Origin of the sequence: Leucobacter sp. L43, assembly GCF_016597785.1 — a bacterium.
In the GTDB taxonomy this organism is placed as follows: Bacteria; Actinomycetota; Actinomycetes; order Actinomycetales; family Microbacteriaceae; genus Leucobacter; species Leucobacter alluvii.
Genome location: NZ_JAENJG010000001.1, coordinates 529,336 through 550,255 on the forward strand (window position 1 = coordinate 529,336; position 20,920 = coordinate 550,255).

General features: G+C 67.1%; 19 protein-coding genes and 2 tRNA genes. 13 read left to right on the forward strand and 8 right to left on the reverse strand.

What is annotated here, in order from left to right; all coding sequences use genetic code 11:
- Positions 1-23: 23 nt before the first annotated feature.
- From JE033_RS02470 to JE033_RS02485, 4 genes are all read left to right on the forward strand, one after another.
- On the forward strand, positions 24-602 hold the full coding sequence (locus JE033_RS02470; protein WP_200329244.1) for an HhH-GPD-type base excision DNA repair protein: 579 nt from the start codon (positions 24-26) through the stop codon (positions 600-602).
- Positions 603-654: 52 nt separating this feature from the next.
- Entirely contained in the window at positions 655-1,587 is a 933-nt protein-coding gene (locus tag JE033_RS02475; protein WP_200329246.1) for a GGDEF domain-containing protein, read from the forward strand.
- 43 nt (positions 1,588-1,630) lie between these two features.
- A tRNA-Arg gene (locus JE033_RS02480) sits at positions 1,631-1,703 on the forward strand.
- A 47-nt stretch (positions 1,704-1,750) separates the two neighbouring features.
- On the forward strand, positions 1,751-2,965 hold the full coding sequence (locus JE033_RS02485; protein ID WP_200329248.1) for an MFS transporter: 1,215 nt from the start codon (positions 1,751-1,753) through the stop codon (positions 2,963-2,965).
- A 49-nt stretch (positions 2,966-3,014) separates the two neighbouring features.
- Here JE033_RS02485 and def read toward each other — a convergent pair whose 3' ends face one another.
- The gene (def, locus tag JE033_RS02490; protein WP_200329250.1) at positions 3,015-3,578 is read right to left on the reverse strand and encodes a peptide deformylase; all 564 of its coding nucleotides are present in this window, start codon (positions 3,576-3,578) and stop codon (positions 3,015-3,017) included.
- Positions 3,579-3,710: 132 nt separating this feature from the next.
- On the opposite strand from def, the gene orn reads away from it, so the two are divergent.
- Both orn and JE033_RS02500 read left to right on the forward strand, forming a co-directional pair.
- Positions 3,711-4,352 (forward strand): oligoribonuclease, encoded by a 642-nt coding sequence (gene orn / locus JE033_RS02495; protein WP_090148317.1) that lies wholly within the window; start codon positions 3,711-3,713, stop codon positions 4,350-4,352.
- A 125-nt stretch (positions 4,353-4,477) separates the two neighbouring features.
- Positions 4,478-4,553: transfer RNA gene (locus tag JE033_RS02500), tRNA-His, on the forward strand.
- A gap of 148 nt (positions 4,554-4,701) precedes the next feature.
- Here the strand turns inward: JE033_RS02500 and JE033_RS02505 are convergent.
- Complete coding sequence (locus tag JE033_RS02505; RefSeq protein WP_234037066.1) at positions 4,702-5,640, reverse strand: ThiF family adenylyltransferase; 939 nt, start codon at positions 5,638-5,640, stop codon at positions 4,702-4,704.
- Entirely contained in the window at positions 5,640-6,410 is a 771-nt protein-coding gene (locus JE033_RS02510) for a hypothetical protein (RefSeq protein WP_090148311.1), read from the reverse strand. The genes JE033_RS02505 and JE033_RS02510 overlap by 1 nt, the downstream gene beginning before the upstream one ends.
- A 214-nt stretch (positions 6,411-6,624) precedes the next feature.
- On the opposite strand from JE033_RS02510, the gene JE033_RS02515 reads away from it, so the two are divergent.
- The gene (locus tag JE033_RS02515) at positions 6,625-7,542 is read left to right on the forward strand and encodes a hypothetical protein (protein ID WP_234037067.1); all 918 of its coding nucleotides are present in this window, start codon (positions 6,625-6,627) and stop codon (positions 7,540-7,542) included.
- A 42-nt stretch (positions 7,543-7,584) separates the two neighbouring features.
- On the opposite strand, the gene JE033_RS14875 is transcribed toward JE033_RS02515, so the two are convergent.
- The gene (locus JE033_RS14875; RefSeq protein ID WP_200329254.1) at positions 7,585-9,909 is read right to left on the reverse strand and encodes a bifunctional diguanylate cyclase/phosphodiesterase; all 2,325 of its coding nucleotides are present in this window, start codon (positions 9,907-9,909) and stop codon (positions 7,585-7,587) included.
- A gap of 142 nt (positions 9,910-10,051) precedes the next feature.
- On the opposite strand from JE033_RS14875, the gene JE033_RS02525 reads away from it, so the two are divergent.
- From JE033_RS02525 to JE033_RS02535, 3 genes are read left to right on the forward strand one after another with little or no spacing between them, the layout of a single operon-like run.
- On the forward strand, positions 10,052-10,399 hold the full coding sequence (locus JE033_RS02525) for a metallopeptidase family protein (protein ID WP_200329256.1): 348 nt from the start codon (positions 10,052-10,054) through the stop codon (positions 10,397-10,399).
- The gene (clpS, locus tag JE033_RS02530; protein ID WP_370567887.1) at positions 10,390-10,698 is read left to right on the forward strand and encodes an ATP-dependent Clp protease adapter ClpS; all 309 of its coding nucleotides are present in this window, start codon (positions 10,390-10,392) and stop codon (positions 10,696-10,698) included. Before JE033_RS02525 ends, clpS begins: the two co-directional genes overlap by 10 nt.
- The gene (locus tag JE033_RS02535; protein WP_200329261.1) at positions 10,695-11,309 is read left to right on the forward strand and encodes a DUF2017 family protein; all 615 of its coding nucleotides are present in this window, start codon (positions 10,695-10,697) and stop codon (positions 11,307-11,309) included. The genes clpS and JE033_RS02535 overlap by 4 nt, the downstream gene beginning before the upstream one ends.
- Before the next feature lie 7 nt (positions 11,310-11,316).
- Here JE033_RS02535 and dinB read toward each other — a convergent pair whose 3' ends face one another.
- On the reverse strand, positions 11,317-12,534 hold the full coding sequence (gene dinB, locus JE033_RS02540; RefSeq protein WP_200329263.1) for a DNA polymerase IV: 1,218 nt from the start codon (positions 12,532-12,534) through the stop codon (positions 11,317-11,319).
- Between the two features lie 26 nt (positions 12,535-12,560).
- Positions 12,561-13,523 carry a sugar-binding transcriptional regulator gene (locus tag JE033_RS02545; RefSeq protein ID WP_090148297.1) on the reverse strand — a complete coding sequence of 321 codons (963 nt, stop codon included), beginning with the start codon at positions 13,521-13,523 and terminating at the stop codon, positions 12,561-12,563.
- A gap of 112 nt (positions 13,524-13,635) precedes the next feature.
- Between JE033_RS02545 and JE033_RS02550 the strand changes: the two genes are divergently transcribed.
- From JE033_RS02550 to glpK, 3 genes are all read left to right on the forward strand, one after another.
- Positions 13,636-15,357 (forward strand): glycerol-3-phosphate dehydrogenase/oxidase, encoded by a 1,722-nt coding sequence (locus tag JE033_RS02550; RefSeq protein WP_200329265.1) that lies wholly within the window; start codon positions 13,636-13,638, stop codon positions 15,355-15,357.
- 98 nt (positions 15,358-15,455) lie between these two features.
- Positions 15,456-16,220 (forward strand): MIP/aquaporin family protein, encoded by a 765-nt coding sequence (locus tag JE033_RS02555; RefSeq protein ID WP_090148294.1) that lies wholly within the window; start codon positions 15,456-15,458, stop codon positions 16,218-16,220.
- A gap of 45 nt (positions 16,221-16,265) precedes the next feature.
- Complete coding sequence (glpK, locus tag JE033_RS02560; RefSeq protein WP_200329267.1) at positions 16,266-17,780, forward strand: glycerol kinase GlpK; 1,515 nt, start codon at positions 16,266-16,268, stop codon at positions 17,778-17,780.
- 68 nt (positions 17,781-17,848) lie between these two features.
- Here glpK and gatB read toward each other — a convergent pair whose 3' ends face one another.
- The gene (gatB, locus tag JE033_RS02565) at positions 17,849-19,369 is read right to left on the reverse strand and encodes an Asp-tRNA(Asn)/Glu-tRNA(Gln) amidotransferase subunit GatB (protein WP_200329269.1); all 1,521 of its coding nucleotides are present in this window, start codon (positions 19,367-19,369) and stop codon (positions 17,849-17,851) included.
- Complete coding sequence (gatA, locus tag JE033_RS02570) at positions 19,369-20,919, reverse strand: Asp-tRNA(Asn)/Glu-tRNA(Gln) amidotransferase subunit GatA (protein WP_200329271.1); 1,551 nt, start codon at positions 20,917-20,919, stop codon at positions 19,369-19,371. Before gatA ends, gatB begins: the two co-directional genes overlap by 1 nt.
- Between the last annotated feature and the right edge of the window lies 1 nt (position 20,920).

Here is a 20,920-nt window from a genome sequence, read left to right on the forward strand (position 1 = left end):
TGCGTCCGCAGTACACTGACTCCATGAGCCTGCACCTCACTGACGATTCAGCCGCCGATGAGCTGCTGACCGAGAATCCGCTCGCATTGCTCATCGGCATGCTGCTCGATCAGCAGATCGCGATGGAGGTCGCGTTCGCGGGCCCGCTCAAGATCCAGGAGCGCTTCGGCAGCGTCGACGCGCGGGCGATCGCAAGCGCCGACCCCGAGGATCTCCTCGCGGTGTTCAAGGAGTCGCCCGCCATTCACCGCTTCCCTGGTTCGATGGCGGCGCGCGTGCAAACGCTGTGCCAGACCCTCGTCGACGAGTGGGGCGGCGACGCCTCCGCCATCTGGACTTCGGGCGATCCCGACGGAAAGACCGTGCTCACACGGCTGCGGGCGCTACCCGGCTTCGGCGAGCAGAAGGCGAAGATCTTCCTGGCGCTGCTCGGCAAACAGCTCGGCTTCGACGGTGACGGCTGGGAGCAGGCTGCCGGAGCGTACGGCGAGCCCGACTCATACCGCAGCGTCGCTGACATCACCTCACCGGAATCGCTGCAGCGAGTGCGCGAGACGAAGCGCGCGGCCAAGGCCGCCGCGAAGGCGGAGCGGTCCTCATGAACCGGAACGCCGAAGAGTTCACGCGCGCCACGCTCGACGAGACGCTGCCCTGATGACGGATCTGCTCAATGGAGCCGTCACCTTCACGCAGTCGGCAGAACGCGTCGTGGCGTACTTGAATGAGCACACACCACTCACCGACTGGTCCGTCTCCCGCGTCACGAACGGCGAGCAGATCCACGTGCACGTGCACCACGATCAGGTGCTCTCGGTCGGCGACCGCATCGACTGGGGTGAGTCGTTCTGCAGCCGAATGTCCGCTGGCGCCGCTCACGTCGTCCCCGATTCGCGTTCCGATCCGCAGTACGCCGACCTCGGGGCCGCCGAACGGATCGGTTCGTACGCCGGGTACACGATTCGGGACGACACGGGAGCCCTATTCGGAGTGCTCTGCGGGGTGCGCGAGACCCCGCTCGCGGAGGGCGAGTCCGTCGACGAAGAGCTCATCCGCCTGCTGAGCGAACTCCTCTCGTCCCAGCTCGAACTCTCGCGAGGCATCGACCGGGGGCGGCGCAGCGTCGCGATCGCCGACGCACTCGCGCACACCGACGCCCTCACCGGGCTTCTCAACCGACGAGGCTGGGACCGCGTGCTCGTCGACGCGCAAGAGCGGGTCGACGCGTTCGGCGACCCGGTGTCGGTGGCCATCATCGATCTGAACGGCCTCAAAGGCGTCAACGACACGCTGGGCCACCTCGCCGGCGACCGTCTGCTCACGCGGGCCGCTGAAGCGCTCGCATCGGCGTCGGCCGAGGCGCACCGGGTCGCGCGGATCGGTGGCGACGAATTCGCGATCCTCGCGAACGGCGTCACCGCTCGCGAGGCAGCCGACCATTTCTCTCGTTTCGACGCGGCGCTCGAAGGCGCCGGCGTGTCGGCCGCGATGGGCGTGGCAGCCGCAGCCCCGGGTCTCGCGACGCTCGCCGATGCGATCGCGCAGGCGGACCGTGCGATGTACGCCCGCAAAGTCGGCGCGAACTCCTGAGCCGACTGCGAGCCCATCGAACTCGGTGTACGCTCGTAGAGCTGCCTCCGTAGCTCAGTGGATAGAGCAACGGCCTTCTAATCCGTTGGTCGCAGGTTCGAATCCTGCCGGAGGCACTGGGAATTCCGCGTTCGCTGCGGCGACACCGAAAGGACCTCAACGCGTGCGCACCCCGAAGCAGGCCAGGCTTCCCTTCGAAGTCTGGGCGCTCGTCGCGGGCGGCTTCACGGTCGCCCTCGGGTACGGCGTCGTCGCACCGGCCATTCCGCAGTTCGCGCTCGAGTTCGACGTCTCGAACTTCGCCGCCTCGGCGATCGTCAGCGCGTTCGCGCTCATGCGGCTCGTGTCCGCGCCGCTCGCCGGCTGGGTCGTCGGCCGCCTCGGCGAGCGACGCACCTACATCATCGGGATCCTCATCGTCGCCGTCTCGACGGGCGCTGCGGCACTCGCGGGCAACTACACCCAGTTCGTCGTGCTGCGGGGGGTGGGCGGCATCGGCTCTGCGATGTTCACCGTCGCCGCGACAGCCCTGCTCATCAAGGTGAGCCCGCCCTCGGCGCGCGGACGCGTGGCCAGCGTGAACGCCGCCGGATTCCTGCTCGGCGGCCTCCTCGGACCGGTGCTCGGCGGCGCCGTCGCGATCTTCGGACTCCGCGCCCCGTTCGTCTTCTACTTCTTCACGCTCCTCGCCGCCGCCACCGTCGTCGCCGTCGCGCTCCGACGCTCCGTTCTCGCGGACCGCTCCCCACGCGGCTCGAACGACGCCGACGAGACGATGACCCTGGGCATGGCACTGCGCGTGCCGCAGTACCGCACGCTGCTGCTGTCCGTGTTCGCGTTCGGATGGTCGTCGTTCGGCGTGCGCGTCTCGGTGATCCCGCTGCTGGTTGCGGCGACGTTCCACGGCGACGCGACCATGGCGGCATGGGTGCTCGCCGCCTATGCCGCGGGGAACGCGATACTCATCTTCCCGTCCGGCAGATGGAATGACACCCTCGGACGGAAGCCTCTGCTCATCACCGGATCGGTCATCCTGGCGGCGAGCTATGCGGTCTTCCCATTCGCCCCTGAGCTGTGGGTCGCGTTGGCCGTGATGTTCGTCGCGGGAGCAGGGTCGGCGCTCGTCAATCCGGGCCAGCAGGCCGTGCTCGCCGATATTCTCGCCGGACGCCGAGGCGGATCGGTGGTCGCCGGGTACTCGATGACGAGCGATCTCGGCGGCGTGCTCGGTCCGCTCATCGCCGGTGCGATCGTCGACCTCGCCGGATTCGGCTGGGCGTTCGGCGTGACAGCGGCGCTCATCGGCCTGGCCGCGCTCGCGTGGGCGCTGACACCGGCGACGCGACCGCCCGCAGCATCGGCGGCGTCACCGTCGTGACTGCTCGTCAGCGTCCCTGGCGCTGCGGATCACATCTCGTCTCGGCGCGTCAGCCTTCGAGATCGTCGACACCCGGGAGCCAGCTCAGGCCCGGTGTGCCCCAGCCGTTCTTCCGCTGAGCCTTCTGCGCTCCGCGGTGCTCCGGGTGCACGAGCCGGTCGACGTAGAGCAGACCGTTGAGGTGGTCGAATTCGTGCTGCAGGATGCGCGCGAACCATCCGCTCGCAGTGATCTCGAACGGCTTTCCGTCGACGTCCTGCGCACGCAGCAGCGCCCGTGGCGCCCGTCGCAGGGCGAAGCGCTCTCCGGGGAACGAGAGGCACCCCTCGACCTCGTCCTCGCCAGGCAGTCCCGGCTCGGGAGGAGTGATCCACAACTCGGGGTTGATCGCGACCCCGCGTTCCGGTCCCTCGTCCTGGTCTTCGTAGATCCACACGAAGACCCGCTTGCCGATGCCCACCTGAGGTGCGGCCAGGCCCACTCCGGGAGCCGCCTCCGTGGTGTCGAACATGTCGTCCACGAGTGCGCGCAGTTCGTCGTCGAAGTCTGTGACGGGAGCGGCGGGACGATGCAGAACGGGTTCACCGGAGATCACGATGGGAAGAACAGCCATGGAGTCCAGTTTACGTCCTGCGACGCGCGCCCTTCTGCCACAGCCCCGCCACCGACCGAACCGGGCCGGAACAGTAGACTGGACCGATTGCGGGCGCGCGCCCGCGCACTGCTACTGCACTGAGGAGCCACTGTGCCGAATACGCCAGCTGACCAGATCGTCTGGATCGACTGCGAAATGACCGGTCTCGACGTCGACCAGGACGGCCTCTGCGAGATTGCGGTGATCGTGACCGACTTCGACCTGACGCCGCTGGATTCCGGTTTCGAGATCGTGATCAACCCGGGCGACGATGCACTCGCCCACATGAACGACTTCGTGCGCTCCATGCATGAGAAGTCCGGTCTCCTCCCCCGCATCGCCGAAGGGGCGTCGCTCGAGGACGCCGAGCAGCAGGTCATCGCCTACCTGGAGCGATTCGTGACCGCCGGCCGACGCCCGCTCGTAGCGGGGAACACGATCGGAATGGACCGCCGCTTCATCGCGAAATATCTGCCGACGCTCGAAGAACGACTGCACTACCGCAGCGTCGACGTCTCCACGATCAAAGAGCTCAGCCGCCGCTGGTATCCGGCCGCATTCTCAGGAGCGCCCGAGAAGACCGGAGGGCATCGAGCGCTCGCCGATATCGCGGAGTCCATTCAGGAGCTGGCGTACTTCCGCGATGCCGTCATGAGTGCTGCGCCCGGACCCGATAAGGCGACGGCGGCAGCGCACGCGAAGCGGGCGACCGAGCGCTTCGCGACGCTCGTGCACGGCGATTCCGCCGAGTAGCCGCCGCCGCATCGCTCGTCCTCACTGCGACGCGCGCATCAGCGGGCCCGGTTTGGCATTGGCGCCTCGCATTGGGTTATGATGATCTGGTTGCCTGGCGCGCTAGCGCGAGTTAGGTCAGCATGGTGGCTATAGCTCAGTCGGTAGAGCACCGGCTTGTGGTGCCGGTGGTCGCGGGTTCAAGTCCCGTTAGCCACCCCAAGTAGTACCGAGGCCCGCCTCGCGCATTCACGGATCAGATCCGGCGCGAGGCGGGCCTCGTTCGTGTTGTGCGTCCAGGCGTAATGTGCGTCCAGGCGTGCCGTGCGCCCACGCCCCCGGCGTATGCCGGCAGGGGCGCAGACGCTCGCTAGGAGCGCCTGCGCGTGATGTCGGCGACCGTGTAGCTGCCGAGCGGATTCAGATTCAGCTTCTGCCTCGCAGCGGCCACGAGCAGACCCAGCACGTGCGGGGCGCGCCCCGCCCGCACGATGCGGGTGCGGAGACGATAGGCGTCAGTGTAGGCGATCCGGGGCGCCCAGATCGGGGAACGGCGATGATTCGCCACCCCCGCAGTCAGATGCAGAAACGCCTGCGCGCTGCCGATCGCTGACGCCGCGTCCACGCCGATCGAGATCGACGGCAGGGAGGCCGGCTCGTGGCCATCCTCCCCCGCAACCGCACGCAACGATCGCAGGTCGGTGTAGGGCGGGATGTACGGCAGGCACCGAGCGAGATCCACTCCCGCGTCCGCGATCTCGTCGAGCGGCATCTCCGCGTCGAACCCCATGAATCGTTCGAACGTCCAGGGAGAAGCCGGAGCGAACGATGTGACCTGCGCGGCGAAGCCGACGTTCATGACGAGGAGATCTGGAATGCCCTGCATTCGCGCTCGACGCGCGATGAGCGATCCGATCTCCGGCTTCGTGAGCTCCGACTCGTCGAGCACCAGGGAGGCGCCCTGCATGAAGTCCGCGATGTTCTCCGGGATCACGCCATCGAAGAAGGTGCGCACCTCCGCGTCCGGGTTGATGTCGAGCACGCGCTCCCGAAACACCTCGGCCTTGCGCCGGCCCAGCGTCGCCGTGCTCGCGCCCTCGACGCGATTCACGTTCTCCAATTCGAACACCTCGGGGTCAGCGACGCTGAACGATGCGACTCCCATGCGGGCCAGCTTGACGCCCAGTTGGAAGCCGTCTCCTCCGACCCCTGCGATGGCGACCCGAGACTCGACGAGCGCGCGCTGCTCGTCTTCGCTCCAGAAGCCGTAGTTGCGAGAGAACTGCGGAGCCTCGGTGCCCAGACGCATCACCGCGGCTGCTCGGTGAGCGCGCGCTTCGGGGCGCGGCCGACGTAGGTCATGGCGCCGTCTTCGGCCCGGTACTGATCGATGAATCCGCCCTGGCGAGCATTCACGCGCTCCGTGGAGGCGGGAATGTCGATCTCGATCGGGAGATTATAGTCGAGGTAGTGCTCCACGTACCTGGGCTCGCCGATGCGCGAAATGGCGATCGTTCCGCGCAGATGGCGTTCGAGCCACGGCTCGATGATCGCGAATGTGCGCTCCAACGCGTGGTTCGCCTCGTACGCGAGCATGACCGCGAACAGATGCCACTGCACCAGCTCCTGCATGACGGCGTGCTCATGGCGCGCGATCACTCGCGAGACCTCGACGCTGCGCGGAGTCAGCCCATCGTCGGTGAACGAGTCCGGGCAGAACTCCTCGACGGGCAGCGGGCTTTCGTCGCCCCGCACGATCAGCCGTGAGACTCCCACGACGCGCACGCCCTCGACGTGGTTCTCGAAGACTGCGAACGTCACGGAGCGTGCGTCGTCGCTATCGCGATCCGTACCGTCCGGCTGGATCTCGCTCTCATCGAGCTGTCCCGTCTGGTCGACGTAGACCTTGCGCCGCAGCACGAAGTGCGCGAGATACTCGGCCTCGAGCCCGGGGCGCGCGACGTCGTTCTCTGCGATGATGCCGACGCACATGCGCGCGGTCGGGTGATCGACGAAGAGCGAGGAGCCGATCACCGGGATAACGTCGTGGTTCGTCACGGAACGGTCGATATGGGACAACGCCGGGGATCCTCCTGTTAGCGCGGCCTGCTGCACCGCGGATACGTCATTGAATGCCCGGGTGTGACCTCGAACGACTCGTGTAAGTCTTATTGTGCCCGAATCGCCGTTCTTCGCGCATCGCTTCCGCCGCCCGGCGAGTCGCGGATGCGCGAAGGAGTGCCATTCGATGGCGGCAGACGCGTGCGTGGCGACGGAAGCGGGATGCTAGCATATGTGCACTACTGACGTCGAAATTGGGGGAACGGTGCAGGCAGACGGCTGGAACCGCGGGAGCAGTGTTCGATCTCGCTCGACGACTGACGACCTGGGAGCGAAAGTCCTGCTCAGCGCAGTGAAGCACGTCGAGACCGTCGGACTCTCCCTCGGCGTCTCGCAAGAACTCATCGACCAGATCTGCTCGGACGCCGGTGTCTCAGCGAAGCAGTTCGCGCAGGTGTGGTCGTCCCCTGACGCTTTCATGGCGGATCTTTTCTGCGAACTCGCGAACCAGGCGCAGATCGACCGCGCTGATACCGAAACGCTGCTGACGACGTGGCAGTACCTCAGCATGCGCACCGACGACCTGCACACGCTCGAAGGTCGGCGCAGCGTGTTGAACGACATCATTCGCACCGCCGCGGAGTACAACTTCGAGGTCATCACGGCATCGAGCAAGTGGCGCACGTACGCAGCGCTCTCGACCACCATCGTGGCCTGGCCGGAAGGACCCGCGCGGACGCGTGTACTGGACGCGTTGCAGGCGAGCGAGCTCTCGTTCGTCGAGACGATGGAGAGCTTCTACCGCAACGTCCTCCCCACGGTCGGGTATCGCCTGAAGCCGATGTTCCACAACGATTACCAGCCGTTCGTCGTCGCTGCGGCCTCAGTGATCGAGGGCCTGGGCATCGTTCGCGCGACCGTCCCCGCCCTCGTCGAGGCGCATTTCGACGGGTCGTCTGCGGGCGCCGATGGGAACGCTGATGAGCAGGCGCAGGAAGACTCCTGGTCCGTGTCAGCGCTCGCGTTCATGGGTGTCGTCGATGCCTTCATCGAACCGGATCCGCACTTCGTCCCGACGGAGGCCATCTCGCGCCTCAGCTCGGGCGTCGATGTCACTCCCCCGTCGCCCGAGGCCGACGCGGCGTACTGACCTGCATCGGCCGCTGACCGCTGCCGACGTACTGGGCGGCGACTACGCGATCTCCGCGCGCGTGCCGGTGCGACGGAGCCGGTCGCGCGTCAGCGCGAACGACTGCGGCCGGCCGTAGTAATAGCCCTGCACGCTGCGCACGCCGAGCGCTCGCAGCGTCTCCGCTACGGCGGCGCTCTCGATGCCTTCGACGACGACGGTATGACCGAGATTATCGCCGAAGCCCTGCAGCGCTTTGATGAGCTCCCGCTGCCTGGAGTCGTCGAGGTTGCCGATCAGGCTCTTGTCGATCTTGAGGATGTTCATCGGGAAGTGGACCAGAGCCCCGACGGACGAGTCGTCCGAGCCGTAGTCGTCGAGCGCGATGATCAGGCCGGCGGCTTGCAGGTTCTCCGCATCGCGACGGAGCTCGTCGGTGACGGAACGCAGGGAGCGCTCGTTGAGTTCGATGCAGAGGGTGACGTCGGGGTGCGTCTGCGCCGCCTCGCGAAGATACGGTCCGAGCTCGGAGTCGCTGATCTGGCCGAGGTCGAGGTTGACGGTCATGCAGGTGATGCTGGGCTCCAGCCTGCGGAACTGCTCGGCCGCTTGCAGAGCCTTTGTGATCACCTGCTCCGTCAGCGCGTTCATGAGCCCCAGGCTCTTCGCGCGGGCGATGAGCGATGGAGCCGAGATCGGACCCAATTCAGGATCGACGTATCGCGTCAGCGCCTCGAACGCCCAGATCTTGCCGGTCGAGATGTCGACGATGGGTTGGAAGGCGAGCATGAGCCGATTGCCCTCGATGGCTCGGGCCACGATGTCGTTGAGCCGTGTCGAACGATGCGACGAGATGCTCACCGTGCTTCCGGCGACGATCGTCCCCTGCCGACGGGAGCGTTTCGCCTGGAGCATCGTACGGTCCGCATCCTCGACGAGGGACTGAGCATCGATCTCACGGTGGCTCGAGAAGGCCAGACCGGCGCTCACCAGCGGCGTCAGATCGTGCCCCTCGAGGTCCAGGCGCTCGCTCACCGCGGCGATGACGCGGTCGGCGGCCTCTTTGGCCTGATCGATCGAGACGAGGCCGGTGAAGATGACGACGAACTCGTCGCCTCCGACGCGGGAGACGAAATCGCCGCCGCCCGACGATCGTTCGAGGCGCACCGCGATGGCTTGGAGGAGCGCGTCTCCGGCACGGTGGCCGAAGTTGTCGTTGAGCTTCTTGAAGTCATCGAGATCGATGAACAGCAGCGCGATGCCTTCGTGGTAGGGGCGGTGCTCGTTGGCGTCGATCAGCGCCTGCTGGAACGCCCCGTAATTCGGCAGGCCCGTGAGCGGGTCCGTGTTGGCCCGCTGCTCGAGCGAGTCGACTTCGTACTGCATGCGGGCCGCTTCGCTCGCCAGGTGGGCGAGTGAGACCAGGGCCCGCTCGTCGTCCCGGCTGAAGGCGCTGCCGCCGAGCTTGCGCGAGGCCACGAGGTACTGCTCCGACCCTGCGGCGAGGCTCACCGGGGCGCCGATCTCGTCGCTCTCGGGAGGTGAGTCCCGCAGTTCGACGGCGTTGGCGCGCACGATCCCTCTCGCGCGGTTCAGCAGCGCGGTGCCCAGCGCCTCACCGCTCTCCCTCGGGAGTTCGATCGCGGCATCCACCACCGCGGAGAGACGGGATTCGATGTCGTCCGAGCGCGAGCGCTGCGCGAGCACGTAGAAGATCGAACCGGCGAGCAGCACGACGAACGGCGTGAAGCTGACATCGGGGTCGCCCTCGATCCACGAGATGACGGTCGCATCGATGTAGTGAATCAGTGTGGCGGTGAGCGAGACCACGACCACGAGCAGGACCAGCCGGCTCGGTTTCACCGAAGACGCGCTCACGCCGCGGTCGACCTCTTCACGGCCCCATTGGCGGGCGAACTCGCCGAGCAGCACGACGCCGTAGAAGGCCACGGTCGCGGCGACGAAGCTCGGGAGCAACCACACCCCGAGCGCGTCGAGCCCGTTGCGAACGGCGACGAAGGCGACTGCCCCGACGGTGGCGAGCCCTGTCGTGTACAGCGCCAGCCACAGGTTTCGTCGAAGGGAGATCTGCGCGATCAGGACTCCCATCGTCCAGATGCACACACCGATGAACGGAGCCTCGGTGAGCGGCTCGATCGAGAGCATCACGATCGAGACGCCGGCTTGCGGGAACCCGCGGTCGTAGCCGATGCGGATGTGGAAAGGCCCGCAGATGATGACGCTTGCGATGACGGCGAGTACCAGCGTCCACGAGGACGGCGCCGTCCCGATGAGATGCGCGATGCCGGTGCCGATCGCGATGAGCGCGAAGACGATGAACGGTGCAGCGAATACGGTGTCACCCTTCGCCACTCCAGAGCGCTTCACTGCGACCACTTTCCTCCCCATGTTCGGCGCATTCCCCTGCTTCAGTGCATGAACGCGGCAGCTCATTATGTCACGCACCGGGCGCCCGGTTTTCGCGCAATGTTCCACGACGCCGCAGAGGGGTTCTGTGTAGGGTGAAGACATGCTCGACATCTCACACGAGGAGTTCGAATCGCTGGTCGCCGACGGCCTCGACTCGTTGCACGACGACATGCTCGCGCAGCTCGACAACGTGATCTTCCTGGTCGAGGACCACCCGTCGGACGGGAGCGAGATTCTCGGCGTGTACGAGGGCTTCTCACTCGCCGAGCGGGGAGTCTACGGGTACGGCGAGGAGCCGGACCGCATCATCTTGTTCCGAGAGAACCTGCTGGGCCACTGCTCCGATCGATCGGATCTCCTCCACGAGATCCGGGTGACCCTCGTGCACGAGATCGCGCACTTCTACGGCATCACCGAGGAGCGCATCCACGAACTCGGGTGGGGCTGATGTCGGCGGCGCAGCCGGAGGCGCAGACGCGGCGTCTCGGCGAACCGGCACATCTGGAGTCTCCGGTGTGGCAGACCGTCGTTTGGGACGATCCGGTCAATCTCATGTCGTACGTCGCGTTCGTGTTCCAGAAGCACTTCGGGTTCACGCGAGATCGCGCTGAGGAGCTCATGCTGCAGGTGCATCAGACCGGAAGCGCGGTCGTGGCCGAGGGCTCGCGGGAGACGATGGAGATGCATGTGGAGGCGATGCACGGATACGGCCTCTGGGCGACGGTGCGGCGGGCGGGCGAACTGTGAAACTCCTGCCTCTGCCCGATCATGGCCTGCGGCTCCTGCTCGACCACGACGAGGCGGCCATGCTCGACCAGCTCATCGCGCAGCTCATCCAGTTGCTGCAGAGTCACAGCGGCACTGCACTCGACCCGGATCCCCTGTTCGCGAGCCTCGAAGTGGGCGGCTCAGACTCGACCCCAGACGATCCGGCGCTCGCCCGCCTCTTCCCAGACGCCTACGAGCAGGATGCGGAAGCAGGCGCGTTTCGCAGCGTCACCGAGCAGGGGCTGCTCAATCGGAAGCTGCAGGACGCAATGGACGTCACGGCCGCTCTGGGGCTCGGGGGCGGGGCCCCCGACGACACGGCGCTGGTCGAGGTGGACATCTCCCCGACGACGCTTCCCGCATGGGTGCGCACCGTGACGGCGCTCCGCCTCGCGATCGCTGCGCGCATCGGTCTCGACGAGCCCGATGACCGGCCGCGGCTCCTCGATGACGAGGAGACTCGAGGCACCGTGCTCGTGTTCGATTGGCTCGCCGCGATTCTCGAATCGGTGCTCGCCATCGTCGAGTCGGGTGAACCGGAATCCGCCGGCACGCATCCCGATGCCGAGCCGACGCCCGGCGACGACTGAGGCCGCTTCAGCCCGGCGTCTCAAGGGAACGCGGATCGACGACGGAGCCTCTTCCCGTCAGCAGGCTGGCCGAGGTCACCCCGGAGGCGCCGAACCGCTCACGAACCTCGTCCACGGCCTGATCGACGGCTCGCCAGCCGTCGTCTTCGCTCCAGAGCGCAGCGATATCGCTGCCTGCGGGCAGCAGCTGCTCGGCTCTGACGCCGATGAGCCGCACCGCGCGTCCGCCGCGATCGAGCCCGTCGAAGAGTTCCCGTGCGGTGTGATAGATCCGCTGCGTCGCATCCGTCGCCTCCGGAAGGGTGCGCGAACGCGTGATGGTCTCGAAATTGCCCCAGCGAACCTTGATGGAGATCGTCCGCGCCTCGGCTCCGGCTCCGCGCAGGCGCTCGCCCGTGCGCGTGGCGAGCCGCAGGAGCTCACGCTGCAGCACTCCAGCGTCTGAGACGTCGTGCGCGAACGTCTCCTCGTGCCCGATGCTCTTCTCCGAGCGAGTGGTCTCGATGCGCCGCGCGTCTCGGCCATTCGCCAACTCGTGCAGCCGCCGTGCGCTCGCCCCACCGACGATTCGTTCGAGCGAGTGGATCGGTTCACGGGCGAGCTCCCCCACAGTCCGAATCGCACGCGCGTGCAGTGCCCGTTCCGTCGCCTGCCCGACACCCCACATCGCTCCGATCGGCAACGGGTGCAAGAACTCGAGGGTGCGATGCGGAGGGATTTCGAGGATGCCGTCAGGTTTTGCGCGCTGCGACGCGAGCTTCGCGACGAACTTCGTCCCGGCGAGACCCACCGAAGCGGGCAGGCCCGTGCGCTCGCGCACCCGCTCGCGGATCGCACGGGCGATCTCCACCGGCTGTCCGAAGAGCCGTACGGTGCCGGCGACGTCGAGAAACGCCTCGTCGATGCTCAGCGGTTCGACGAGCGGAGTGAATTCCTGGAACACGGCCATCACCGCCTTCGAAGCGCTGCGGTACTTCGCGTAGACGGGCTCGACGAGCACGAGCTGCGGGCAGAGCTGTTTGGCGCGAGCGACGGGCATCGCCGAACGCACCCCGAACCGGCGCGCCTCGTAGCTGGCACTCGACACCACGGAACGCGCGGTGTCGTGCGCGGCCGCCACCGGCAGCCCCACGAGTTCCGGGCGTTCGAGCAATTCCACCGATACGAAGAAGGAATCCATGTCGACGTGCAGCACGGAGGCGATCTCTCGCGGCGAATCGAACATGTGTACTATTCCACCACGTCCACGGCTCAGCCGCCAGCGTCCACGACGAGCCGCGCGAGTTCTTCGTCCACGACCAGCTCCGTGATGATCCGAGCAGCGAGCGCCCCGCGAAGACTCTCCCGCTTCGCGGCACCCGAAACGACGCACAGTCGATGCGGGATGCGCCGCACGGTGTCGAGCGAAGGTCCGCTCGAGCGCTCGTTCAGGGCGACGCCGTCGGTGCTTCCGTCGTTGCGGTAGAAGACGGTTCCGCAGTCGCCCACCACACCGGCCCGCACGAGCTCCTGCAGGTCCTCGCGGTCGAGGTATCCGCCCGAGTAAATCCGCGATCTCGGGTCGCCGATCCGTGATCCCAGCCCGAAGACGTAGACGTCGCTCGATGCCTGCAATTCGAGCACTCGGCTCACGGATCGCTCCCGCCAGAGCGCTCGGCGCGTGTCGGGGTCGTCGAAGATCGCCGGGACGGAGAACTGGTACACGGAGGCCGCGAACGCGTTGCCGAACCCGCCGAGCAGCTCGGCGGAGTAGGACACGCCCGTCGTGCGCACGTTGGCCGCACCGTTCATCTGCACGACTCGCGCCTCGTGCACCGTCTTCGAGGGCAGATGCCGAGCGACCGCGCTCATGGTCGCGCCCCATGCGACGCCGACGGTCGAACGATCGACGACGGCGGCGGCGACGCGATGCGCGGCGGTGCGCGCAGTTCGCTCGAGGCGGTCGGCCTCCGTCGCGCGCGCGGGAGAGGACACGACGTGCGCGGTGATGCCGTACCGCTCGGCCATGCGCAGTTCGAGCTGGGATCGGGCCTCCTGGGGTGAATGCACCTGGATCTCGACGAGCCCTGAGTCGCGCGCGTGCGTGAGCAGGCGCGACACCGAGGATCGGGACACGCGCATCTCCTGCGCGATCGCCTCCATCGTGAGATGCTGCAGGTAGTAGAGTTGCGCCGCTCGCAGAGCGTCACGCGATCTGGACGAATGTGCAGTCATTACTGCCCCCTTCGCTCGCTTTGATGAACACATCATGCACATACGTGCAATGAGCTTGCAACTTGGTGCACGGCGGGTGGAAGCTGACCTCGAACGTCGAAAGGTTGAAGTCATGAATGATCGCACGCCGACCACCCGTCCCGCGGTTCGCAGCCTGCGGGATCGCCCCCACGCCGAAGTCCTCATCATCGGCGGCGGCATCAACGGTATTGCGACATTCCGCGAACTCGCGCTGCAGGGAGTCGACGTCGCACTCGTGGAGCGCGGCGACTTCGTCTCCGGCGCATCCTCGGCATCGAGCCACATGGTGCACGGCGGGGTGCGCTACCTCGAGAACGGCGAGTTCCGCCTCGTCCAGGAGGCGGTCGCAGAGCGCAACCGCCTGCTGCGCACGGCACCGCATTACGTGCGCCCCCTCGAGACGACGATCCCGATCTTCTCGACATTCTCCGGCATTCTCTCGGCGCCGTTCCGTCTGCTCGTGACCCACGGCCGCGGAAAGGCTCGGGAGCGCGGAGCCGCGCTCATCAAGATCGGGCTGACGCTGTACGACACCTTCTCGCGCGACGGCGGACAGGTGCCCCGCCACAAGTTCCGGGGACGCCGCCGATCGCTCAGCGAGCTGCCGCGCCTGAACAGCGATGTGAAGTACACGGCGACCTATTACGACGCGTCGATGCACGACCCCGAGCGCCTCGCCCTCGACGTCCTGCACGACGGAATCGTCGCGGGCGGCGACCGCGCGCGGGCGGCGAACTACCTTCCCGCTGTCGGCTTCGAGAACGGTGCAGTGCAACTGCGCGACGAGACCACCGGCGACGTCTTCGACGTCACGGCGAAGGTGATCCTCAACACCAGCGGGCCGTGGACCGATCTCACCAACGAAGCGCTCGGCCGCGGCACTCGGTTCATGGGCGGCACGAAGGGCTCGCACATCGTGCTCGACCACCCCGAGCTCCTCGCCGCCACCAGTGGACGAGAGATCTTCTTCGAGCACTCCGACGGCCGGATCGTGCTGATCTACCCGTTGAAGGATCGCGTGCTCGTCGGCACCACCGACATCGACGCGGACCCCAGCGCGCCGACCTCCTGCACGAGCGAGGAGGTCGACTACTTCTTCGATCTCGTGGGCCACGTCTTCCCCGACATCTCCGTCGATCGGTCGCAGATCGTCTACACGTTCTCAGGGATCCGGCCGCTTCCCCGCCACGACGACACGGCGCCCGGCTTCGTGTCCCGCGACTACCGCATCGAGCCCTCCGAGCACGCCGGGGTTCCGCTCCTCAGCCTCGTCGGCGGCAAATGGACCACCTTCCGAGCACTCGCCGCGCACCTCGCGAACGACACCCTCGAGCTGCTCGGGAAGACCCGCAGCGTCGGCACGGAGACACTCGCGATCGGCGGCGGGAAGGACTTCCCGAAAGGCCGCGCCGCGCGCACGCGCTGGGTGGCGGAGCGCGCGGACGGCAACGACCGCAGTCGCGTCGAGGTGCTGCTCGACCGGTACGGCACCCGAGCCGACGAAGTACTGGCCGCGACGCCCGAGCAGGACGAGACGATCGCTCCGCTCCCGGGATACACGGCACCCGAGCTCGCGCATCTCGCAGCCTCCGAGCAGGTCGTCCACCTCGACGACCTCCTGCTCCGCCGCACCTCCATCGCATTCTTGGGGGGACTGACCCTCGAGCGCGTGCGCGCAGCCGCGGAGGCGATCGCGCCCGTCCTGAACTGGGACGGTGCTCGCGTCGATGAGGAGATCCGCCGCATGGCGCAACTGCTTCGCACCGCTCACCGTATCGATGTCGAACGCGGAGGCGCGGTCGTCGATATCTGAGCGGGGCGACCCGTCGGGTGCGGCGACAACGCTCCGCGCCCGAACTCACCACCCATCGCGAGGCTCAGCCCTCGCTTGTTTGAAAGGTCAATGACGACATGCCAGATGTCAATCTCGGGTACTACTTCCTCTCCGAGTTCGTCGGTACCGCTCTCCTCGTACTCCTGGGCTGCGGCGTCGTCGCCAACGTCGCCCTGGCGAAGACGAAGGGGAACGCCGGCGGGTTCCTGCTGGTCAACTGGGGCTGGGGCCTCGCCGTCTTCGTCGGCGTGCTCGGTTCCGCCTACTCCGGCGCCATCCTGAACCCCGCCGTCGGCATCGGGCTCGCGATCGCCGGCAAGATCAGCGTGGTGCAGTTCCTCGTCGCCGCAGCCGCCGAGCTCCTCGGAGCCATCGTCGGTGCCGTGCTCTGCTGGGTTGCGTACCGTTCGCACTTCGATGCAGAACCCGATCCCGCCGCGAAGCTCGGCGTCTTCTCGACCGGCCCGGCGATCCGAACCCCGTTCGGCAACTTCCTCACCGAGGTCATCGGCACCTTCGTACTCGTCTTCGCGGTGTTCGCCTTCGCGGATTACGGCGACATCCAGGTCGGCGTGCCCGGGGGCCTCGGGCCGCTGACCGCGCTTCCCGTCGCGCTCGTCGTCGTCGGCATCGGCGCCTCCCTCGGCGGACCGACCGGCTACGCGATCAACCCCGCCCGAGACCTGGGCCCGCGCATCGCTCATGCGATCCTGCCGATCAAGGGCAAGGGCGGCAGCGACTGGGGCTACGCCTGGGTGCCCGTCGCCGGACCGCTCGTCGGCGGAGCGATCGCCGCACTCGTCTCCCCGCTGGTCCTGGGCCTCGCCGCGGCCGCGGCCTGACCCGCGCACCCGCACGAGCAACGAAGCTGATACGAAAGGAACACCATGTCTGAATACATCATCGCGATCGACCAGGGAACCACCTCCAGTCGGGCGATCATCTTCGACAAGAGCGGCACCATCATCTCGGTCGGTCAGAAGGAGCATGAGCAGATCATGCCGCAGGCCGGCTGGGTCGAGCACGACGCGCTCGAGATCTGGCGCAACGTGCAGGAGGTCATCGGGATCGCACTGGGGCGAGCCGATCTCACTCGGCACGACATCTCGGCGATCGGCATCACCAATCAGCGCGAGACCGCGGTCGTCTGGAACCGGAAGACGGGCAAGCCCGTCTACAACGCGATCGTCTGGCAGGATACGCGGACGCAGGACATCGTCGACCGACTCGCGGCGGACGGCGGGATCGAACGTTTCAAGGACATCGTCGGCCTCCCCCTTGCGACCTACTTCTCCGGGACGAAGGTCGCCTGGATCCTCGAGAATGTCGAGGGGGCGCGCGAAGCCGCCGATGCGGGCGATCTGCTGTTCGGCACCACCGACAGCTGGGTGATCTGGAACCTCACCGGCGGCTCGGAGCACGGCGTGCACGTCACCGACGTGACCAACGCATCGCGCACGCTGTTCATGGATCTGAAGACTCTCGAATGGCGAGACGACATCCTCGAAGCGTTCGGCGTCCCCAGGTCGATGCTTCCCGAGATCAAGTCATCCTCCGAGGTGTACGGAACCGCCGAGGATTCCTCGTTGCTGCGCGAGACGCCGATCGCCGGCATCCTGGGCGACCAGCAGGCAGCTACCTTCGGCCAGGCGGCGTTCACCGCCGGTGAGTCGAAGAACACGTACGGAACGGGCTGCTTCCTGATCTTCAACACGGGCGAGGAGATCATCCACTCGAAGAACGGCCTCCTCACCACCGTCGGCTACAAGCTCGGCGACGGACCCACGCACTACGCGCTCGAAGGCTCCATCGCCGTCACCGGATCGCTCATCCAGTGGCTGCGGGACCAGCTCGGCATCATCTCGGACGCGCCGGAGGTCGAGCAGCTCGCTGACAGCGTGCCGGACAACGGCGGCGTGTACATCGTGCCCGCCTTCTCCGGCCTGTACGCGCCCTACTGGCGCCCCGATGCGCGCGGCGCCATCCTCGGACTCACGCGCTACGCCAACAAGGGACACCTGTCTCGGGCTGCGCTTGAGGCCGTCGCGTACCAGACGCGGGACGTGCTCGATGCGGTGAACGCAGATGCCGGCGTCGATCTCACCGAGCTGAAAGTCGATGGCGGCATGGTCGCCAACGACATGCTCATGCAGTTCCAGGCCGACATCCTCGGCGTACCGGTCGTGCGGCCCGTCGTCTCGGAGACGACCGCGCTCGGTGCGGCGTACGCGGCGGGGCTCGCGGTCGGTTTCTGGTCGGGGCTCGATGATCTGTCCGCCAACTGGCAGGAGGATCGCCGATGGGAGCCGGAGCTCGACTCCGCCGAGCAGGAGCGGCTGCTGCGTCAGTGGCGCAAGGCTGTGACGAAGTCCATGGACTGGGTCGACGAAGACGTGCGCTGACACAGCGCGCGTGCGTACAGAGGCCGGCAGCTCATCGAGCTGCCGGCCTCTGTACGTCTCCCCCGAAGCTATTCGGCGGCTGATGCCCGTTCGAGCACGAGTTCTCGCACGCGCGCCGCGTCGGCCGAGCCTCGCATCGCCTTCATGACCGCTCCGATGATCGCGCCGGCTGCCTGCACCTTTCCGTCGCGAATCTTCGCGAGGACGTCGGGCTGCTGGGCGAGCGCCGCATCCACGGCCTCGATGAGCGCGCCGTCGTCCGAGACGATCGCCAGACCTCTGGACTCGACGATCTCGGCGGCGGTCCCCTCGCCGTCGATGATTCCGGCGATCACCTGGCGCGCGAGCTTATCGTTGAGCGTTCCCGCATCGATGAGCTCGACGACCGAGGCGACCTGGGCGGGCGTGATGAGGTCCGCCGAGGGCGTCGACCGCTCATTCGCGATGCGCGCGATCTCACCGGTCCACCACTTGCGAGCCGTCTGCGGGGGCACCCCGATGGCGACCGTCTGCTCGATGGTGGTGAGCAGGCCTGCGTTGACGAGGTCCTGGAACTCGAGCGCCGAGAACTGCCATTCCCCGCGGAGGCGTCGACGACGCAACGTCGGATGCTCGGGGAGCTGCGCGCGCAGTTCCTCGATGAGTTCGCGCTCGGGAGTGAGCGGGGCGAGATCCGGTTCGGGGAAGTAACGGTAGTCATCTGCATCGCTCTTGGGGCGGCCGGGCGAGGTCTCCCCCGTATCCTCGTGCCAGTGCCGTGTCTCCTGCGTGATCGTCCCGCCGCCATCGAGAATCAGCGCCTGGCGCTGGATCTCGAACCGGACGGCGCGCTCGATGGAGCGCAGGGAGTTGACGTTCTTCGTCTCGGTCCGCGTGCCGAGCACCGACATTCCGGCGCCCTCATTGCCTCGCGGTCGCAGCGACACATTCGCGTCGCATCGGATGTTCCCGCGCTCCATGCGCGCGTCTGAGATGCCGAGCGACACGACCAGGTCCCGAATGGTCGAGACGTACGCCGCCGCGATCTCCGGGGTATCCGCCTCTCCGCCGAAGATCGGACGGGTGACGATCTCGACGAGCGGCACGCCCGCCCGGTTGTAGTCGACCAGGGAGTACTCGGCGCCCTGAATGCGGCCCGTCGATCCTCCGACGTGGTTCAGCTTGCCCGCGTCCTCTTCCATGTGAGCACGCTCGATCGGCACATGGATGATGCGACCTGACGCGAGTTCGATCTCGACCGACCCGTCGTGGGCGATCGGATCGTCGTACTGCGAGATCTGGTAGTTCTTGCCCATATCCGGGTAGAAGTAGTTCTTGCGCGCGAACCCGGAAACCTCGGCGATCTCGCATCCGAGCGCCAGACCCAGGCTGATGGAGTAGCGCACCGCCTCATGGTTGAGCACGGGGAGTGAGCCGGGCAACCCGAGGCACACCGGCGCGAGGTTCGTGTTCGGCTCCGAGCCGAAGATGTTCGGCGCGGTCGAGAACATCTTGGTCTTCGTGTTGAGCTCGACGTGCACCTCGAGGCCGATCACCGGTTCGAAGAGCTCGAGTGCGCGGTCGAAATCCATCAGCTTCGTCTTGGCCATCAGTTCGTCGCCTTTCCGGTCTGGGCCGTCGCAAGGAAGGCTGCATCGAGCTCCGGTGCCTGCGTCCAGAACGGCGCGTCGTCGCGATCGGCGATGAGCTGTTCGATGGCGCTTCCGGCGCGGTAGAGCCGCGCGTCTTCGAAGGCGGGGGCCATGAGCTGCAGACCGACCGGGAGGCCGTCTTCGCTCGCCGTGCCGATGGGCAGGCTGATGCCGGGGATTCCCGCGAGGTTCGCGGGAATCGTCGTCGCGTCATTGAGGTAATCGCGCATGGGGTCTCCGGAGTGAGCGCCGAGCGCCCAAGCGGTGGTGGGCGCGGTCGGCGAGGCGATCACGTCGACCTGGTCGAAAGCGGCGGCGAAATCACGCTGAATCAGCGTGCGCACCTGCTGGGCGCTGCCGTAGTAGGCGTCGTAGTAGCCCGCTGACAGCGCGTAGGTGCCGAGGATGATGCGTCGTTTCACCTCGGCACCGAACCCTGCCGCACGAGTCTCGCTCATCACGCCCTCCACGGTCGCCCCGCCCTGCGGCGTCACGCGGAGCCCGAATCGCACGGAGTCGTACTTCGCGAGATTGCTCGAGGCCTCTGCGGGAAGGATGAGGTAGTAGGCCGCCACCGCGTACTCGAAATGCGGCGCATCGATCTCGACGATCTCCGCACCCTGAGCGGTGAGCAGATCGAGCGCCTGCTCGAACCGCGCCTGCACCCCTGATTGCACGCCGTCGATCATCAGCTGCTTCACGACGCCGACGCGCAGGCCGGCGAGGGTGGCGGGGTCTGCACCGCTTCGCGCAGCTGCAGCCATCGACGGCCACGCGAAGTCGAGCGATGTCGAGTCGTGCCGATCGTGCCCGGAGATGGCGTCGTGCAGCAGCGCCGTGTCGAGCACCGTGCGGGCGCACGGCCCGATCTGATCGAGCGACGAGGCGAGCGCGATCGCGCCATATCGGCTCACGCCGCCGTAGGTCGGCTTCATGCCGACGGTGCCGGTCAGGGCGGCAGGCTGACGGATCGATCCGCCGGTATCAGAGCCGAGTGCGAGCGGGGCTTCGAAAGCGCTCACCGCCACGGCGGAGCCGCCTCCTGAACCACCGGGAACGCGGTCGAGCTTCCACGGATTCAGCGTGGGTCCGTAGGCCGAGTTCTCGGTCGAAGAACCCATCGCGAATTCATCCATGTTCGTCTTGCCGATGGGAATCAGACCGGCTGCACGCGCCCGCGCGACGGCCGTCGCGTCGAAGGGCGAACGGTATCCCTCGAGGATCTTCGATCCCGAGGTCGCCGGCATGTCAGTCGTGACGAGCACGTCCTTGATGGCGAGGGGCACTCCGGCGAGCTCTCCGAGCGACTCTCCGGATGCGCGGCGGGCGTCGATGTCGCGCGCCGCTGCGAGTGAGATCTCGGCGTCGGTCGCGAGAAACGCGTTGAGTGTTCCGTCGACGGCGGCGATGCGATCGAGATGAGCCTGCGTCGCTTCTGCGGAGGACACCTCACCCGCGGTGAGCCGAGCGGCGAGCTCGGCCGCAGTCAGCTGGATCACGTCGTTCATC

What these genes read in the sequence shown, in the direction of transcription:
- JE033_RS02470 (WP_200329244.1), top strand. Translation starts at nt 24, where the DNA reads ATGAGCCTGCACCTCACTGACGATTCAGCCGCCGATGAGCTGCTGACC.
- JE033_RS02475 (WP_200329246.1), top strand. Translation starts at nt 655, where the DNA reads ATGACGGATCTGCTCAATGGAGCCGTCACCTTCACGCAGTCGGCAGAA.
- def (WP_200329250.1), bottom strand. Translation starts at nt 3,578, where the DNA reads ATGGCTGTTCTTCCCATCGTGATCTCCGGTGAACCCGTTCTGCATCGT.
- JE033_RS02505 (WP_234037066.1), bottom strand. Translation starts at nt 5,640, where the DNA reads ATGCGTCTGGGCACCGAGGCTCCGCAGTTCTCTCGCAACTACGGCTTC.
- JE033_RS02515 (WP_234037067.1), top strand. Translation starts at nt 6,625, where the DNA reads ATGTGCACTACTGACGTCGAAATTGGGGGAACGGTGCAGGCAGACGGC.
- JE033_RS02525 (WP_200329256.1), top strand. Translation starts at nt 10,052, where the DNA reads ATGCTCGACATCTCACACGAGGAGTTCGAATCGCTGGTCGCCGACGGC.
- dinB (WP_200329263.1), bottom strand. Translation starts at nt 12,534, where the DNA reads ATGTTCGATTCGCCGCGAGAGATCGCCTCCGTGCTGCACGTCGACATG.
- JE033_RS02545 (WP_090148297.1), bottom strand. Translation starts at nt 13,523, where the DNA reads ATGACTGCACATTCGTCCAGATCGCGTGACGCTCTGCGAGCGGCGCAA.
- JE033_RS02550 (WP_200329265.1), top strand. Translation starts at nt 13,636, where the DNA reads ATGAATGATCGCACGCCGACCACCCGTCCCGCGGTTCGCAGCCTGCGG.
- JE033_RS02555 (WP_090148294.1), top strand. Translation starts at nt 15,456, where the DNA reads ATGCCAGATGTCAATCTCGGGTACTACTTCCTCTCCGAGTTCGTCGGT.
- glpK (WP_200329267.1), top strand. Translation starts at nt 16,266, where the DNA reads ATGTCTGAATACATCATCGCGATCGACCAGGGAACCACCTCCAGTCGG.
- gatB (WP_200329269.1), bottom strand. Translation starts at nt 19,369, where the DNA reads ATGGCCAAGACGAAGCTGATGGATTTCGACCGCGCACTCGAGCTCTTC.
- gatA (WP_200329271.1), bottom strand. Translation starts at nt 20,919, where the DNA reads ATGAACGACGTGATCCAGCTGACTGCGGCCGAGCTCGCCGCTCGGCTC.